General features: G+C 65.3%; 15 protein-coding genes. 13 read left to right on the top strand and 2 right to left on the bottom strand.

All coding sequences use genetic code 11. From position 1 onward, the window contains the following. Positions 1–129: 129 nt before the first annotated feature. Positions 130–1041: a TIGR01777 family oxidoreductase gene (locus RBB39_RS15790; RefSeq protein WP_045994219.1), complete on the bottom strand. Its 912-nt coding sequence runs from the start codon at positions 1039–1041 to the stop codon at positions 130–132. A 375-nt stretch (positions 1042–1416) separates the two neighbouring features. On the opposite strand from RBB39_RS15790, the gene RBB39_RS15785 reads away from it, so the two are divergent. From RBB39_RS15785 to RBB39_RS15740, 10 genes are all read left to right on the top strand, one after another. Then, the gene (locus RBB39_RS15785; RefSeq protein WP_253028792.1) at positions 1417–2445 is read left to right on the top strand and encodes an NAD(P)/FAD-dependent oxidoreductase; all 1029 of its coding nucleotides are present in this window, start codon (positions 1417–1419) and stop codon (positions 2443–2445) included. Positions 2446–2497: 52 nt separating this feature from the next. Then, positions 2498–2884 carry a sirohydrochlorin chelatase gene (locus tag RBB39_RS15780; RefSeq protein ID WP_108449193.1) on the top strand — a complete coding sequence of 129 codons (387 nt, stop codon included), beginning with the start codon at positions 2498–2500 and terminating at the stop codon, positions 2882–2884. 315 nt (positions 2885–3199) lie between these two features. Beyond that, on the top strand, positions 3200–4111 hold the full coding sequence (locus RBB39_RS15775) for a MerR family transcriptional regulator (RefSeq protein ID WP_045990818.1): 912 nt from the start codon (positions 3200–3202) through the stop codon (positions 4109–4111). Between the two features lie 79 nt (positions 4112–4190). Next, positions 4191–5621 carry a deoxyribodipyrimidine photo-lyase gene (gene phrB / locus RBB39_RS15770; RefSeq protein WP_045990819.1) on the top strand — a complete coding sequence of 477 codons (1431 nt, stop codon included), beginning with the start codon at positions 4191–4193 and terminating at the stop codon, positions 5619–5621. Between the two features lie 139 nt (positions 5622–5760). Further along, positions 5761–6201 carry a nuclear transport factor 2 family protein gene (locus RBB39_RS15765; protein ID WP_045990820.1) on the top strand — a complete coding sequence of 147 codons (441 nt, stop codon included), beginning with the start codon at positions 5761–5763 and terminating at the stop codon, positions 6199–6201. 219 nt (positions 6202–6420) lie between these two features. Next, positions 6421–7233 carry an SDR family oxidoreductase gene (locus tag RBB39_RS15760; RefSeq protein ID WP_045990821.1) on the top strand — a complete coding sequence of 271 codons (813 nt, stop codon included), beginning with the start codon at positions 6421–6423 and terminating at the stop codon, positions 7231–7233. Next, positions 7230–8561, top strand: coding sequence for an NAD(P)/FAD-dependent oxidoreductase (locus RBB39_RS15755; RefSeq protein ID WP_045990822.1), 1332 nt, complete (start codon positions 7230–7232; stop codon positions 8559–8561). The genes RBB39_RS15760 and RBB39_RS15755 overlap by 4 nt, the downstream gene beginning before the upstream one ends. After that, positions 8558–9367: a DUF1365 domain-containing protein gene (locus RBB39_RS15750; RefSeq protein WP_045990823.1), complete on the top strand. Its 810-nt coding sequence runs from the start codon at positions 8558–8560 to the stop codon at positions 9365–9367. Before RBB39_RS15755 ends, RBB39_RS15750 begins: the two co-directional genes overlap by 4 nt. Beyond that, positions 9364–10632 (top strand): cyclopropane-fatty-acyl-phospholipid synthase family protein, encoded by a 1269-nt coding sequence (locus RBB39_RS15745; RefSeq protein WP_045990824.1) that lies wholly within the window; start codon positions 9364–9366, stop codon positions 10630–10632. Before RBB39_RS15750 ends, RBB39_RS15745 begins: the two co-directional genes overlap by 4 nt. Positions 10633–10643: 11 nt before the next feature. Beyond that, positions 10644–11144 carry a DUF2878 family protein gene (locus RBB39_RS15740; protein ID WP_045990825.1) on the top strand — a complete coding sequence of 167 codons (501 nt, stop codon included), beginning with the start codon at positions 10644–10646 and terminating at the stop codon, positions 11142–11144. A gap of 19 nt (positions 11145–11163) precedes the next feature. On the opposite strand, the gene RBB39_RS15735 is transcribed toward RBB39_RS15740, so the two are convergent. After that, positions 11164–13020, bottom strand: a complete 1857-nt coding sequence (locus RBB39_RS15735) for a bifunctional diguanylate cyclase/phosphodiesterase (RefSeq protein WP_045990826.1) — start codon at positions 13018–13020, stop codon at positions 11164–11166. Between the two features lie 222 nt (positions 13021–13242). On the opposite strand from RBB39_RS15735, the gene fabA reads away from it, so the two are divergent. The 3 genes from fabA to RBB39_RS15720 all read left to right on the top strand — a co-directional run bounded on the left by fabA (position 13243) and on the right by RBB39_RS15720 (position 16037). Then, positions 13243–13758, top strand: a complete 516-nt coding sequence (gene fabA, locus RBB39_RS15730) for a 3-hydroxyacyl-[acyl-carrier-protein] dehydratase FabA (protein ID WP_045990827.1) — start codon at positions 13243–13245, stop codon at positions 13756–13758. A 13-nt stretch (positions 13759–13771) separates the two neighbouring features. Beyond that, positions 13772–14989, top strand: coding sequence for a beta-ketoacyl-ACP synthase I (fabB, locus tag RBB39_RS15725; RefSeq protein WP_045990828.1), 1218 nt, complete (start codon positions 13772–13774; stop codon positions 14987–14989). 292 nt (positions 14990–15281) lie between these two features. Next, a complete protein-coding gene (locus RBB39_RS15720; protein WP_222517130.1) occupies positions 15282–16037 on the top strand; it encodes a M48 family metalloprotease in 756 nt (251 codons plus the stop codon). Positions 16038–16095 lie beyond the last annotated feature (58 nt).

Genomic DNA, 16095 nt, shown 5'->3' with positions numbered 1-16095 from the left:
GACCGACAGCGCGGGGCTCCTGCTGTTTGCGAGATGTGTCCGGTGCAAGGCCTTGGCGTAACGTGAGTCGCCTGGGGTATCGACCGGCAGTAGCGACCGCCGGTGTCGAACAGCGGAACTCGCGCCGTCTTAAAGAATGTCGTCCAGCGCCTTGTCCAGGGTCGGGTAGCGAAAGCTGAAGCCCTCCTCCTCGAAGCGCTGCGGCACCATGCGCGCGCCGGTCAGCAGCAGCCGCGACATCTCGCCGAAGGCGGTCTCCAGCACCATCGCCGGCACCGGAAAGGGCGTCGGGCGCTTCAGGTGACGCCCGATCGCTTCGGTGAACTCGCGGTTGGTGACGGGCTCCGGGGCACTGCCGTTGAAGGGCCCGCTCAGGTGCTCCTTCTCGATCAACCACAGGATCATTTCCACCAGATCCTCGCGATGGATCCAGGGCATATACTGATCGCCCTTGCCGAGCCGCCCCCCCAGCCCCAGCTTGAACGGTGGCAGCAGCTTCTTGAGCATGCCGCCGCCTTCATCCAGCACCAGGCCGGTGCGCAGGATCGCCAGGCGCACGCCGAAGTCCTTCACTCCAGCGGCGGCCTGTTCCCAGCGCTTGCACAGGCGGTGGGCAAATTCATCATGGGGCGCTGTCTGCTCGGTTACCGTCGGCGCATCCTCGCCCCCGCCTTGATCGCCGTAGAAGCCCATGGCCGAACCACTGACCAGCACCCTGGGGGCCTTGGCGGTCTGCGACAGCTGTTCGCACAGCATCACCAGTTCCCTGGTGGCGTTGATGCGCGAATCGATAAGTCTTTCCTTCTGAGTGTCACTCCAGCGCTTGTCGGCAATGGGCTCGCCTGCCAGGTTGACCAGCACCCCCGGCGGCGCGTCGACGAAGTCCAGCGCGCTGACCCGTACATCCGCTCCTTCGGGCAGCACCTTCGCCGCCTGCGCCGGTGAGCGGGAGACCACCTGTACGCGGTGACCGGCGTCCACCAAGCGTCGACACAGACGCTGGCCCACAAAGCCACTGCCACCGGTGATCAGTACTCGCATAGCTTGTCCTCTCGCAATACACAACGATCCCTGGCCCCGACCACATACCGTCGGCCCTCTCTGACGGCAGCGACCACCGCAGCGTGCGACCAGCCTGATTTCAGCCTAGTCGGTTGTGCGCTGGCCGGTCTACGGCTTGTCTGAAAAGTGCCTGCGCTCGGTAATACGGCGTTAAAAATCGGCTGGTGCGCCAGCCCGGTCAAAATGCTCATTTACACCCCGTAAACTGCGCTTTCTCACCGATTTTTGCCTTGTCTAACCTTCGCTCGTCGACTTTTCGGACAGAGCCTAGGACTTCATTTGACTCAAGTTGTACATCACTTATACGCTACATCCAAGATACTGACACCACAGACTCGAGGAGGGCTTCCGTCGATGCTGCAGGTCGCCATCATTGGAGCGGGGTTCAGCGGCCTGGCTTGCGCCGGCCAGCTCCGCCGACACGGTCACCGTGCGGTGCTGTTCGACAAGGGCCGAGGACCCGGTGGGCGCGCCAGTTCTCGCCGGGAGGGAGACGAATCCCTCGACCTGGGTGCTCAATACTTCAGCGTGCGTGACGCTGCCTTCGCCGCCGAGGTCGACCGCTGGGAAGCCGCAGGGGTGGCCACGCCCTGGCCGCCCTCCAGCTATCGGGTCGACGCCTCGGGCGCCTGGCATGAGGAAGGCGACGATCAACATCGTTACTGCGGCACTCCACGCATGAGCGCCATCACCCGCCACCTGGCCGCCCCCCATGAGCTGTTTGCGGCGACTCGCGTCACCCGCTTGACCGATCGCCTGGACGGCTGGTGGCTAGAGGACCCGCAGGGCGACAGCTACGGCCCCTTCGACCGGGTGGTGGTGACCGCGCCGGCGGCCCAGGCCGAACCCCTGCTGCGCCCCCACGACGAGGCGCTGGCGAAGGCCTGTCGTGAGATCCGCATGCTGCCCTGCTGGAGTGCCTGGGTGCGCTTCGACACAGCGCTGACGCTCGAGGGCATCGACGCCGACTGGCCAGTGGTACGCTTTGACCAGGGGCCGCTGCGCCTGGCGGTTCGCCACAATCGCAAGCCCGGGGGCGAGCACCAGAGCGAGACGCTTTCGCTGCTGGCCCGGGACGAATGGAGTCAGCGCCATCTCGAGGACGACGCCGAGGACGTGGCCAGCAGGCTGACGGCAGCCCTGCAGAAGGCCCTCGCAACCCGGTTGCCGACAGGTTCCTCTCTGCCCCAGATCACGGCCAGCGGTGCCCATCGCTGGCGCTACGCCACCGCGGACCTTACGCTGGCGGCGCCCGATCACCGTCTCGGCGAGGATGGCCTGGCACTGGCCGGTGACGGTCTGCGCGGCGGACGTATCGAGGATGCCTGGCTGTCGGGCGTGCACGTCGCCGAGGCCCTGCATCGTACTGCCACCGACGCCTGAAGCGGGCGCCAGTCGCAGGCTTACCCATTTTCAGGTCATCAGGAAACCGAACATGTCATACGCACTGGTACTACTTGCACACGGCTCCAGCGATCCCAACTGGCGGGCGCCCTTCGAGCACTTCCGCGACGCCCTGGCGCCACGCCTTGGCACGCCGATCCGGCTGTCCTACATGGAGCTGTGCGAGCCGTCGCTGGAGTCCACCGTGGCCGAACTGAGCGCAGCCGGTGCTACCCGCATCGAGGTGCTGCCGCTGTTCTTCGCCGCCGGTCGTCATCTGCGCAAGGATGTGCCTGCCCAGATCGACGCCCTGCGCAGCGAACACCCGGGGCTCGAGCTGACGCTGCTGGCGCCGGTAGGAGAACACCCCGTGTTCGTCGAGGCGCTGGCAAGCGCAGTGGCCGACCAGGTCGGCGAGACGCTGTCACCGGCCCCCTGATCAGCCCCCTAGGGCTTGTCTGAAAAGTGCCTACGCTCGGTAATACGGCGTTAAAAATCGGATCAACATGCTCATTTACACCCCGTAAACTGCGCTGTCTCACCGATTTTTGCCTTGTCTAACCTTCGCTCGCCGACTTTTCGGACTAAGCCTAGACGTTCAATCAGCGTGAGCGAAAAGCGGTAAAACTGTTGTACACTTTGTAGCGTCTGTACAGCTACGGAAACGTCGAGTCACCTACGCCATCGACAACTTCCAGGGACAGGGCGCAGCTAGCGCCTTCACAATCGCACCAGGACACGCATCGAGGCCCTCATGAGTCATACGGCGCCCCCCACCGAATCTCCTCTCTACCCCATCCGCGAAGTGTCGCGGCTCACCGGGGTCAATTCGGTGACCCTGCGTGCCTGGGAGAGGCGCTACGGACTGATCGAGCCGCGCCGCACGCCCAAGGGGCATCGCCTCTACGCTCGGGAAGACATCGAGCGGGTCGAGCGTATTCTGCAATGGCTCAACCGCGGAGTCCCGGTCAGTCAGGTCAAGGATCTGTTGACCCAGCCCGAGCCCGCCGAGACGGCACCGCCCGCCGCCGGCGACTGGACCTCGCAGCGCCGCCAGATGCTGGGCGCGGTGGATGCCCTCGACATGGATCATCTGGACGGCCTGTATCAGCAGTCCCTGGCCCTTTACCCGGTCGGCACCTGCATCAGTGAGCTATGGCAGCCAGTGGTCCAGGAGCTTGAGGAACGCTGGGAAGGGCAGCTTGGTGCGGCCTTGCAGCGACGCAGCCTGGAGAGCTTCCTGCGCACGCGCATCGGTATTCGCCTGTTTCACGCCAATCGCACCGCCCGTGGTTCCACCCTGCTGCTGGACACCCTGCCAGACGATGACGGTTCGCTATGGACCCTGATGCTGGCGCTCGCCGCCAGTGAACGCGGCTACCGCATCGCCCTGATGGATGCGCCGCTGCCGTTCACCGATCTGCCGCTGGCGCTGGAACGCCTGCGCCCCGGTGCGGTGGTGCTGTGCAGCGGCAAGGCCGAACGCTCCGACGTGGTCCGTCGACTGCTGCCTCGTCTGGCCGAACAGCTCGACACTCCGCTGGCGCTGTGCGGCCCGGTGGCACGCATCCGCGCCGCCGAACTGGCCGACAGCCAGATCGAGGTGCTCGGTGACGACATCCCCATGGCGCTGGACCGGCTGAGGCCGCTGATTCGCCAGCACTGAGCCACGACAAGACAGCCTGATCATCCCCGTCGCGGCGCGATGCCCCCTCTAACCACGACACGATTCGCGGGAGCTCCCCATGCCTGTCACTCTGGTCTGGTTTCGCAGCGATCTGCGTATTCACGACAATACTGCGCTTTACCACGCCGCCCGACGCGGCCCGGTCATCGGGGTCTTTCTGCACGCCGAGCAGCAGTGGCGCGAACACGGCCACGGCGACAACAAGCTCGACTTTCTGTGTCGTGGCGTCGAGGCCCTGGGCGAAGCCCTGGCCGAGCGCAATATCCCGTTGATCCAGCGCCAGGTGCCGCGCTTCGATGACGCTCCCCAGGCACTGATGGCGCTGGCCGAGGAGCTCGGCGCCGACGCCCTCTATTTCAATCGCGAGTACCCTCTCGATGAGGTCAAGCGCGACCAGGCGGTGCTGGCGCAGGCCGAGCACAGCGGCCTCGAGGCACGTGCCCTGCGCGACGCCGTGGCCTTCAGTCCCGGCGAGCTGCTCACCGGCAAGGGCGACTACTACGGCGTCTTCACCCCCTTTGCCAAGGCCTGGCACAAGGCCATCAGCGCCGAGCGACTCGAGGTGCTGGACCCACCGGAGCGCCAGGCGCCGCTGGAGCTGTCCTCCAGCGCCAGCCAGCGCCCCGACTATCCGGACAAGAACGTGGATGGTCGCCACTGGCCGGCCGGCGAGGAGGCCGCCAGTGACCGCCTGTCGCGCTTTCTGCGAGGTTTCCCTGACAGCCCGGCGAAGCGCTACAAGGAGCAGCGGGACTTCCCGGCCAGACGCGGCACCAGCGAGCTATCGCCCTATCTGGCGCTGGGCATGATCTCCTGGCGTCAGTGCATGCAGGCGGTGATGGCGATCAACGACGGTAGCTTGAGCGACGGCGACGCCGGCCTGACCGCCTGGGTCAGCGAACTGGTGTGGCGAGAGTTCTACCAGCACGTGGCCACAGGCTTCCCCAGGGTATGCCGCCATCGGGCCTTTCAACGCCACACCGAGGCCCTGGACTGGCGCGATGCCCCCGAGGATTTTGCCGCCTGGTGCGAAGGACGCACCGGCTATCCGCTGGTCGACGCCGCCATGCGCCAGCTGGTCGCTACCGGCTGGATGCACAATCGCCTGCGCATGGTGACCGCAATGTTCCTGTCCAAGCATCTGTTGATCGACTGGCGACGTGGAGAGCGATTCTTTCTCGAGCACCTGGTCGACGGTGAATTCGCCGCCAACAACGGCGGCTGGCAGTGGGCGGCGTCCACCGGTACCGACGCCGCGCCCTACTTCCGCATCTTCAACCCCACCACCCAATCCGAACGCTTCGATCCCGAAGGCGAATTCATCGCGCGCTGGGTGCCGGAGCTTGCGTCACTGGCGCCGAAGAAGCGACATGCCCCGACCCGGGATCTGCTCACCGACCTCGACTACCCCGCCCCCATCGTCGACCACCGCGCCGCCCGCGAGCGCGCACTCGACGCCTTCAAGAGCCTGTCGAAGGACGCGGGATAAGGACACTGTCTGGCTTGGCCTGGCGTGAGATAGCCCAGCACAAGCCAGCGTCATCCTGTGGTCCCTTTGCTGATCCGCCCCAGCCCGATCCACCTCAGTCCGATCTGCCGACGACAACAACACCGACAAGGAGCACCCCATGATCCAGGACCCTGTGCTGGCGACCTTTTGCGACACCTTCAATAAACTAGACAATACCTGTACAGAAAAGCTATACAGTATATATTCTAGTGACATCGTCTTTATCGACCCATTGCATCGGGTGGAAGGCATAGAGGCACTGAAGCGCGACTTCGACGCCCTGTACGCCAACGTGATCGACTGCCGCTTCCGCTTTCACCATGGCCTGCGGGACGGCGACCGGGGCTTCGTGTGCTGGACCATGGCGCTGCGCCACCGGCGCCTTTGCAAAGGCCGCCAGATCGACGTGGAAGGCTGCTCGGTATTGCGCTTCGCCTCACCAGACGGCGGCAAGGTGGTCCACCACCAGGACCACTTCGACGCCGGTGCGCTGCTCTACGAGCGCCTGCCGTTGCTCGGCGCGGTGATACGCAGCATCAAGCGATACGCCGCCGGTTGAGGCTGGCAGCGCCGGCCAATGCCCGCGCCTTCGGTAAATATACGCACCGTCGGCTGAAACCATGGACGGCGCCGATACGTAGCTGACAGCAGGCCCAGAATTCTGATCCGACCTTGTACAACAAGAGTGAATCTCGACAAGCGTGAATCGCAGCGAGCTTGAATCGAGCCCACAGCAAGCTCAGACAGCAAGGCCGCACCGCAAAAGGAGCGACAGTAGATGGCACGCGACCCCAACCCTCAGCGCATCTGGCTGACCGGCGCCACCTCCGGCATCGGCGAGGCACTGGCACGACGCCTGCTCGACGATGGCCATCGCGTCGCCCTGACTTCGCGCGGCAAGGCTGGCCTCGAACGACTGGCCAAGGATCACGAGAATGCCATGCCGGTCCCCGCCGACATCACCGACCGCGCGTCGATGCAGGACGCCGCCGCACGCATCGACGAGGCCTTCGACGGCCTCGACATGGTGATCTTCAATGCCGGGACCTGCGTCTACCTCGACGGCGGCCGCGTCGACACCACCCTGGTTCGCGACAACTTCGAACCCAACTTCTTCGGCACCATCCATGGCATCGAGGTGGCTCTGCCGCTGTTGCACAAGGCCCGACGCCAGGGTGCCCGCCCGCAGATCGTGGCGACGTCCAGTGCTTCGGCCTATCTGGCGCTTCCGCGTGCCGAAGCCTACGGCGCGTCCAAGGCGGCACTGAGCTACTTTCTCGAGTCGCTGCGACTCGACCTGGCCCATCAAGGCATCGACGTCAGCGTCATCCACCCCGGCTTCGTCAAGACGCCGTTGACCGAACGCAACGACTTCCCCATGCCCATGGCGGTCACGCCGGAACAGGCGGCCAAGGCGATCTTCGAAGGACTGTCGGCACGCCGACGGGACATCCACTTCCCGCGGCGCTTCACCTACCTGGTCAAGTTCATGGGCATCCTGCCCCTGCGGCTGAGGATCGCCCTGGGCAAGCGCCTGGTCAGGCGCGAAGACGATGACGCTTCCACCCCCCACAAGGAACGCAACCAATGACTCGCCTTCAACCGCCGTTCGAGGCCCAGCGCATTGCGGTGATCGGTGGGGGTATCAGCGGCCTGGCCGCCGCCCGCTACTTGAGCGCGCGTCACCGGGTGACGCTGTTCGAGGCCGCCGACCGGCTGGGGGGACACACCGCTACCGTGGATGTCAGCCTGGACGGACGGGACTACGCCATCGACACCGGCTTCATCGTCTTCAACGATCGCACCTATCCGCACTTCCAGCGCCTGCTGGCACACCTCGGGGTGAACGCTCAGGCCACCGAGATGAGCTTCTCGGTGCATCGCACCGACCGCGACTTCGAGTACAACGGCCACACCCTGACCTCGCTGTTTGCCCAGCGTCGCAACCTGCTGCGCCCTGCGTTCTACCGCCTGCTGGGCGAGATCCTGCGCTTCAACCGACTGGCCATCGCCGATCTGGCGCGACCGGGCCAGGATACGTCCAGCGATGCCCTGCTGATGCCCCTTGGCGACTATCTCGATGGCCATGGCTTCAGCGACGACTTTCAGCGCCACTACCTGCTGCCCATGGGGGGCGCCATCTGGTCGGCCAGCCTGGCCGATATCCGCGCCTTTCCCACACGTTTTTTCCTGCGCTTCTTCCACCACCATGGGCTGCTGTCGGTCAACGACAGGCCCCAGTGGTACACCGTGGAAGGGGGATCGCGCGGCTATATCGATGCCATGGTGGCGCCCTACGCCGACGCCATCCGCCTGGCGACGCCGGTGCGCGGTATTCGTCGGGAACACGACGGCGTGGTGCTGCGCACCGATGCCGGCGAGGAACGCTTCGACCAACTGGTGCTGGCCTGCCACGCCGACCAGGCGCTCGGGCTGCTCGATGACCCCAGCTACGCCGAACGCGAGGTGCTGTCGGCGTTGCCCTACGCCGACAACGAGGTGGTACTGCACACCGATACTCGCCTGCTGCCGCGCCGTCGGCGCGCCTGGGCCAGCTGGAACTATCGCCTCGACGGCCGCAGCGACGCTGACCGGGTCTCGGTCACCTACGACATGAATATCCTCCAGCGCCTGAGCGCGCCGCACACCTTCTGCGTGACCCTGAACGACGCCGACAGCATCGACCCGGCCAAGGTGCTCGGGCGCTTTCGCTACGCCCATCCCCAGTTCACGGCCCAGGGTAGCCTGGCCCAGGCGCGTCATGCCGAGATCTCCTCTGCGGCGCTGCGTACTCACTTCTGTGGCGCCTACTGGCGCAACGGCTTTCACGAGGATGGCGTATGGAGCGCGCTGCGGGTGGCAAAGGCGCTGGGCTGCGAGGAAAGCGACCATGAGCGGCTGGAGGCGGTGGCACCATGATCGCCAAGCCGCGTTCGCGGATCTACCGCGGCACCCTGCGCCATCGGCGCTTTCTGCCGCGACCCCACGAGTTTGCCTATCGCGTATGGATGGCCTGGCTCGATCTGGAGGAGCTGCCCGAACTGTTCGACCGGGTGCCCGGCTTCAGTGCCCGCAGGCCGGCGCTGGCCCGCTTCAGGCGCGAGGATTACCTGCCGGCACGGGGCAGCGAGATAACCCTGGCCGACGCCGCCAGGGCCGAGGTCCGCGAGCGCCTGGGCCAGGCGCCCCAGGGCCGGGTCTGCCTGCTGACCCAGCTTGGCTCTCCCTGGGTGTCGTTCAATCCCATCTCGCTCTACTACCTCTACCACGAACCCGACGGCGAGGGACGCGAGCGTCTGGGCGCGATACTCGGTGAAGTCACCAATACCCCCTGGCGCGAGCGCACCCGTTACGCTGCCGCGGTAGACCCCGAGCGTCACAGCCACCGCGCTGAGTTCGACAAGGACCTGCACGTATCGCCCTTTCTGCCCATGGGCATGACTTACCACTGGCGCTTCAACAGCCCGGGGCGTGAGCTCGCCATGCACATGGAGACCTGGCGGGATGGCCAGCGCCACTTCGATGCCACCCTGACCCTGGCAGGCCGGCCGGCTACCCGACCGGCGCTGCTCGCCGGCCTTGCGCGGCAACCCTGGATGGCCACCAAGACCCTGGCGGCCATCCACTGGGAGGCAATCAGGCTGTGGCTCAAGGGCGTCCCGCTGCACGATCACCCACCGCCGGCCGAAGGCCTCTCATCCAGATCCGAGGAGACTCCGTCTTGACCACACTCAGGAGCGAACAAGGCGTCACCATCAGCCGACGCGGCGACAGGCTCAGCCACTGGCTCAAGCCTCGGGTGCTGGCGCAATTGGGCCAACTGCGCCACGGCAGCATCACCCTTGTCGACGGCCATGAGCGCCATCAGCTTGGGGAACAGGGGGAACTGAGCGTAACCCTGGTGGTACGCCGCAGTCGGGTGTGGAAGCGCATGGCGCTGGGCGGCACCCTGGGGGCGGCAGAAGCCTACATGGACGGTGACTGGGACGTGGACGATCTGGTCGGACTGGTGCGTCTGTTTGCGCGCAACATCGACCGGGTCAATGACGATGTGGAAGGCGGCCTGGCCGGCCTGGGACGCGCCCTGCTGTCCACGCTGCTGCGTCTGCAGCGCAATACCCGCAAGGGCTCCCGGCGCCATATTGCGGCCCACTACGACATCGGCAATGACCTGTTCGCGACCTTTCTGGACCGTGAACACTGGATGTACTCCAGTGCCATCTTCCCCTCCCCGGAGGCTACCCTCGAGCAGGCCTCGACGCACAAGCTCGATGTCATGCTCGACAAGCTGGACGTCAGGCCTCACCACCACCTGCTGGAGATCGGCACCGGCTGGGGCGGGCTCGCGATCCATGCCGCCCGTACCCGCGGCTGCCGGGTGACCACCACCACCATCTCCCGCGAGCAATACGAGCATACCGCTCGCCGCCTGGCCGAGGAGGGACTCGAGGACCAGGTCACCCTGCTCAACAAGGACTACCGCGAACTGAGCGGGCGCTACGACCGGCTGATTTCGGTGGAGATGGTGGAGGCGGTCGGCGCCGACTACCTGCCGCGCTACCTCAAGACCCTGGACCAGTTGCTGGCGCCCCAGGGGCTGGCGTTGCTGCAGGCCATCACCGTACGTGATCAGCGCTATGAAGCCGCGCGCAGAGAGATGGACTTCATCAAGCGCTACATCTTTCCCGGTGGTTTTCTGCCATCGCCCACGGTACTGCTGCAGAACCTGACGAAACACACCTCGATGAACCTTGTCGATCTGGATGATATCGGCCCGCACTACGCCCGTACCCTGCGTGAGTGGCGCCAGCGTTTCGAGGCGAGCCTCGATCAGGTCGGCAAGCTGGGCTACGACGAGCGTTTTGTGCGGATGTGGCGCTACTATCTGTGCTACTGCGAGGCGGGTTTCGCGGAGCGCACCATCAGCACCTGCCACCTGTTGCTGGCCAAGCCCGATGCGCGGCCGCGAACTCGGCTCGGCAAGCCGTGATCAGGGGACCGATGCCCCCCCGCTGGCAGGCCTCGCTGCTCAATGTGGCGGGCTTCCAGCTGGGCTGGTTCGGCTGTGTGCTGATGGGCGCCTGGGCCGGCGGAGCCATTGCCCTGGCGGTGATCGTGGCTCACCTGCGCTGGCTGGCCAAGCCCGGAGAATGGCGCTGGTTGCTGGGGTTTCTGCTGGCTGGGGTCGTGATCGATGGCTCACTGGCGGCGTTGGGCGGCTATCGCTTCGACCCGCAGAACCCGAGCCTCGGTCCGCTGGCGTTGTGGCTACTGTGGCTGTGGCCGCTGTTCGCCACCCTGATTCATCACTCGCTGGAGTGGCTATGGGCGCGCCCCTGGCTCGCCGCCCTCGGCGGCCTGATCGGCGGCCCCTCGTCCTATCTGGGCGGCGCGGCACTGGCGGGCGTCGAGCTGGCCGACTGGCTGCTGCCGACCCAGGCGCTGATCTGGGCCTCGCTGTGCCTGGTCATCGGCATCGGCCTGCGTCGACGCTCAGGCTGAACAAGGGCGGAAGGCGCCATCAGGCCACCGCCTGACGGGTATTGGCCTCTTGACGGGTAGCGCTTTCCCGCCACAGGGCTTCGAGCTCGTGGGCCGGCATCGGCCGGGCGTAGAAGTACCCCTGCACCTCATCACAACCGGCCTGGCGCAAGTAGTCGCGCTGTTCTGCGGTTTCGACGCCCTCGGCCAGTATCTCCAGTGACAACCCTCGGGCCATCGCCGTGACCGCGTTGACGATGGCCGCATCGGCACTGTCACCCGGCAGCGCCTTGATGAAGGCACGATCCAGCTTGAGCTTGTCCAGCGGCAACTCCTTGAGATAGCCCAGCGACGAATAGCCGGTACCGAAGTCGTCGAGGGCGATGCGATGGCCCAGGTCACGCAATCGCTCCAGGCGCGGCACGATATCGCCGCCACGATCGTCCAGCAGCACCGACTCGGTCAGCTCGAGCCCCAGCCACTGGGACGCCACGTCATGGCGCGCGCGGCCGGTGGCCAGGGTCTTCTCCAGGTCGCCCTGGAACAGCTGCATCGCCGAGATGTTGATCCACACCGGCAGCGGCGATAACCCCCGCGAGCGCCAGTGGGCGAGCTGGGTCAAGGCCTGATGAATCACCCAGTCACCCAGCGGCGCCATCAGTCCATGACGCTCCGCCAGGGGGATGAACTCCGCCGGGGAGATCATCCCGTCGCGGGGATGACGCCAGCGCAGCAAGGCCTCCATGCCGATCATGGCGTCATCGGCGAGGCGATGCTGTGGCTGGTAGTGAAGCTCAAGCTGTCCTCCCTGGGCCAGCGCTTCCCGCAGGTCATTGAGCAGCGTCAGATTGGGACCGTCACCGACGTCCAGGGCAGGCCGAAAGCGCTGGCAGCAATTACCGCCATGGCGGCGGGCGGACGCCAGCGCCGCCTCCATGCGCTGAAACAGCACGCCATCATCGTTGCCGTCTTCCGGGGCACGACAGCTGCCGATGGTAATGCCGAGCCTCAAGGTGCTGCCGTCGATCTCGAACGGCTCCCCCAGATGGCTCCTCAAGCCCTCGACCCAGCGCTCGTGATCGTCGTAGGTAGTGGTACGCAGGACCATGAATTCGTCCCCGCCCAGCCGCCCGACCACACCGCCGGCCACATGCCCGGCCAGGCGCTTGCCGAAACGTGCCAGCAATCGATCACCGGCGCTGACACCGAGGCCGTCGTTGATCTCCTTGAAACCATCGATATCGATCAGCGCCAGATCCAGGCACTCACCGGCACGCAGATGACGCAGACGCGAGGCCAGCAATTCATGAAGACGGAAACGGTTGGGCAGCCCGGTCAGCGGATCCTCCCGACCGATCCGCCTGAGGTCCTGCTCCCGGGCCTTGCGCAGCGAGATATCGGTAAAGGTGGCGATATGGTGCTCGGCGCGGCCATGGGGGTCGGTGATCACCTGGACCTCCAGCCACATGGGGTACTCGCTGCCATCCTTGCGTCGCTGCCACAGCTCGCCTTCCCAGCGACCGGCGCTGATCAGCGCCTGCCAGAAGCGCTCGAAGAAGGCACTGTCATGGCGCGCCGCCGCCAGGTTGCTGGCGCTGAGGCCGGCCACCTCGGACAGCTCGAACCCCGAGAGCTCGGTAAAGGCCGGGTTGACCGCCTGGATACGGTGCTGGTCGTCGGTGATCATCACCGCCTCCCCCGACTGTCGCATCACCTGCTCGGTCAACCGCGAGCGACGCTGCTCGAGCTTCACCTGACGCCAGCCGTCCCACATGGCCACCGCCATCAGCAACAGCGCACCGAGCCTGAGCGAGACGCTCGGCAGCCACAGGACGGCTGACATCGCCGAGAGCCCGAGCCAGATCAGCGGGCGATTGAAAGATAACCGAGGCCACATGGTCGAATTGGACTCCCGCGATAGAGAACGCGAAAAAAGTGTGCTGTCGTTATCGGCGCTTTGCCCGGAATCTGTAGTGTCAAAGCAGACTTTCTGTCTACCACGACCATGATCGAAGGCCCACGGGGTGCATTCAGCCCCCACGAACAGTAGACTAGGCAGGCCGCATGGCGGCAGATTGCCGTGCGCGGCGTACATCACTTCGACTCTCGGAACGCTCCAGTGACCAAGCAACACTCTTTTGATCGCGATGAACTGCTGGCTTGCAGCCGCGGTGAGCTGTTCGGCCCGGGCAATGCCCAGCTGCCGGCCCCCAACATGCTGATGCTCGACCGCATCACGCGCATTTACGAAGAGGGTGGCGAGTACGGAAAGGGCGAACTGATCGCCGAGCTCGATATCCGCCCTGACCTGTGGTTCTTCGATTGCCACTTTCCGGGCGACCCCGTCATGCCCGGCTGCCTCGGCCTCGATGCCATGTGGCAGCTGGTGGGCTTCTACCTCGGTTGGCTCGGTCACCCCGGACGCGGCCGGGCGCTGGGCTGCGGCGAGGTCAAGTTCAGCGGGCAGATCATGCCTGACGCCCAGAAGGTCACCTACCGCATCAATATCAAGCGCGTCATCACCCGCCGCCTGATTCTGGGCATGGCGGACGGCACCGTTTCCGTCGATGGCCGCGATATCTATCAGGCCAACGACCTGCGTGTCGGCCTGTTCACCTCCACCGCGAATTTCTGATCAGGAGGCTCCCATGCGACGAGTGGTAGTCACCGGTCTGGGCATCGTGTCGTGCCTGGGCAATGACCGGCAACAGGTACTCGAGGCACTCAAGAACGGCCAGTCCGGCATTCGTTTCAAGGAAGAATACGCCGAGCGTGGCTTCCGCAGCCACGTCGCCGGCGTGGTCGACATCGACCTGGACGAACTGGTGGACCGCAAGCTGCGCCGCTTCATGGGTGACGCTGCGGCCTACGCCTATGTCTCCATGGCCCAGGCCATCGAGGATTCCGGCCTCACGCCCGAGCAGGTGTCCAACGAACGTACCGGCTTGATCGCCGGGTCCGGCGGCGCCTCCAGCGCCAACCAGGTGGAGGCCGCCGACGTGATGCGCGAGAAGGGTCTGCGCCGTGTGGGCCCCTACCGGGTCACCCGCACCATGGGCAGCACCGTCTCGGCCTGTCTGGCGACCCCGTTCAAGATCAAGGGCGTGAACTACTCCATCTCTTCTGCCTGCGCCACCTCTGCCCACTGTATCGGTTCCGCCATGGAACAGATCCAGCTCGGCAAGCAGGACGTGGTATTCGCCGGCGGCGGCGAGGAGGAGCACTGGACGCTGTCGTGTCTGTTCGACGCCATGGGTGCGCTGTCGACCAGCTACAACGACGACCCGCAGACCGCCTCTCGCCCCTACGACAAGAGCCGCGACGGCTTCGTCATCGCCGGCGGCGGCGGCATGCTGGTGCTTGAAGAGCTCGAGCACGCCAAGGCTCGCGGCGCCAAGATCTACGCCGAGGTGGTCGGCTACGGCGCAACCTCCGACGGCAAGGACATGGTCGCGCCGTCAGGTGAAGGCGCCATTCGCTGCATGCGCCAGGCCATGGCCAGCGTCGACGGCGACATCGACTACATCAACACCCACGGCACCTCCACGCCGGTGGGCGATGTGGCCGAACTCAAGGCGGTGCGCGAGGTCTTCGGCGACAGCACCCCGGCGATGAGTTCCACCAAGTCTCTGACCGGGCATTCGCTGGGCGCCACCGGCGTGCAGGAAGCGATCTACTCGCTGCTGATGATGGAGAACGACTTCATCGCCGCCTCGGCCAACGTCAGCGACCTGGACGACGAGGCCCAGGGCTTCGATATCGTCACCAGCCGCCGTGATGGCGTGAAGCTGGATCGCGTACTGTCCAACAGCTTCGGCTTCGGCGGTACCAATGCCTGTCTGGTGCTGCAGCGCTTCAACGACTGATCAAGCCCGGCCAGGTAGTAACACGACGGCGCCCCTCGGGGCGCCGTCGTTGTTTGTGGATAGCGCTATTCCCACTGCCAGGGAGAGCAAGACGATATTGCTGACAAAGTGTTGTCTGAAAAACACGAAAAATGGGTAGGTTTGTTGCGCTGCAATAGCGCGTGCTACAACTCCGAACACGGTCAGCTTGCGCTCCAGAAACTCCCGTCGCGATCCTGCGCGCGCAACCGCCGATCAGGACCCTGTCCTGCAGGAACCATCCCGACTCCCTCTTTCATCAAGGATGATGAGCATGAACCTACGCCTTACGCTTTCTGTCGCCGTGCTTGGCTGCACCACCCTGCTGACCGGCTGCGAGAACATGTCCACCGACAGCATGATCAACACCGGGCTCGCCGGCTTCAACGCCGCCACCATCAGCGACGCCGAGGTCAAGGCCATGTCTGACCAGAGCTGCCAGCAGATGGACAGCCAATCCGTCCTGGCGTCGCCCGACTCTGAGTATGCACAGCGCCTAAAAAGCATTGCCGACCACCTGGGTCACCAGATCGAAGGCACCCCGGTCAACTACAAGGTCTACATGACCGACGACATCAACGCCTGGGCCATGGCCAACGGCTGCGTGCGTGTCTACAGCGGGCTGATGGACATGATGAACGACAACGAGATCGAGGGCGTACTGGGCCACGAACTCGGCCACGTGGCCCTGGGGCATAGCCGCAAGCGCATGCAGACGGCCTACGCCACCGCGATCGCCCGGGATGCCATGGCGGCATCTGGCAACAGCGCGATGGCGACCCTGTCGGACTCCCAACTGGGTGACCTGAGCGAGCAGTTCATCAACGCCCAGTTCTCCCAGAGTCAGGAAAGCGACGCCGACAACTTCTCTTTCGACCTGCTGACCGAGCGGGGCATCCCGCGCGAGGGGCTGATGACCGGCTTCCAGAAGTTCGCCGATCTCGACGGCGGCGAAAGCAGCCTGATGTCGTCACACCCGGGCTCCATGGAACGCGCCGACAATATTCGCGAGCGCCTGGCCAACGGCTAGGACTGACGATAGGTGGCAGCTTCAGCCCTTTCATGCTCGGAGCTGCCACACTCGCTTT

It is taken from the genome of Halomonas sp. MMSF_3323 (assembly GCF_030733595.1).
GTDB classification, from domain to species: Bacteria; Pseudomonadota; Gammaproteobacteria; order Pseudomonadales; family Halomonadaceae; genus Halomonas; species Halomonas litopenaei.
This window is presented reverse-complemented; position numbering and strand designations above follow the sequence as displayed.

What these genes read in the sequence shown, in the direction of transcription:
- RBB39_RS15720 (WP_222517130.1), top strand. Translation starts at nt 15,282, where the DNA reads ATGAACCTACGCCTTACGCTTTCTGTCGCCGTGCTTGGCTGCACCACC.
- RBB39_RS15740 (WP_045990825.1), top strand. Translation starts at nt 10,644, where the DNA reads ATGCCCCCCCGCTGGCAGGCCTCGCTGCTCAATGTGGCGGGCTTCCAG.
- RBB39_RS15775 (WP_045990818.1), top strand. Translation starts at nt 3,200, where the DNA reads ATGAGTCATACGGCGCCCCCCACCGAATCTCCTCTCTACCCCATCCGC.
- RBB39_RS15790 (WP_045994219.1), bottom strand. Translation starts at nt 1,041, where the DNA reads ATGCGAGTACTGATCACCGGTGGCAGTGGCTTTGTGGGCCAGCGTCTG.
- phrB (WP_045990819.1), top strand. Translation starts at nt 4,191, where the DNA reads ATGCCTGTCACTCTGGTCTGGTTTCGCAGCGATCTGCGTATTCACGAC.
- fabB (WP_045990828.1), top strand. Translation starts at nt 13,772, where the DNA reads ATGCGACGAGTGGTAGTCACCGGTCTGGGCATCGTGTCGTGCCTGGGC.
- RBB39_RS15780 (WP_108449193.1), top strand. Translation starts at nt 2,498, where the DNA reads ATGTCATACGCACTGGTACTACTTGCACACGGCTCCAGCGATCCCAAC.
- RBB39_RS15765 (WP_045990820.1), top strand. Translation starts at nt 5,761, where the DNA reads ATGATCCAGGACCCTGTGCTGGCGACCTTTTGCGACACCTTCAATAAA.
- RBB39_RS15760 (WP_045990821.1), top strand. Translation starts at nt 6,421, where the DNA reads ATGGCACGCGACCCCAACCCTCAGCGCATCTGGCTGACCGGCGCCACC.
- RBB39_RS15735 (WP_045990826.1), bottom strand. Translation starts at nt 13,020, where the DNA reads ATGTGGCCTCGGTTATCTTTCAATCGCCCGCTGATCTGGCTCGGGCTC.
- RBB39_RS15750 (WP_045990823.1), top strand. Translation starts at nt 8,558, where the DNA reads ATGATCGCCAAGCCGCGTTCGCGGATCTACCGCGGCACCCTGCGCCAT.
- RBB39_RS15785 (WP_253028792.1), top strand. Translation starts at nt 1,417, where the DNA reads ATGCTGCAGGTCGCCATCATTGGAGCGGGGTTCAGCGGCCTGGCTTGC.
- RBB39_RS15755 (WP_045990822.1), top strand. Translation starts at nt 7,230, where the DNA reads ATGACTCGCCTTCAACCGCCGTTCGAGGCCCAGCGCATTGCGGTGATC.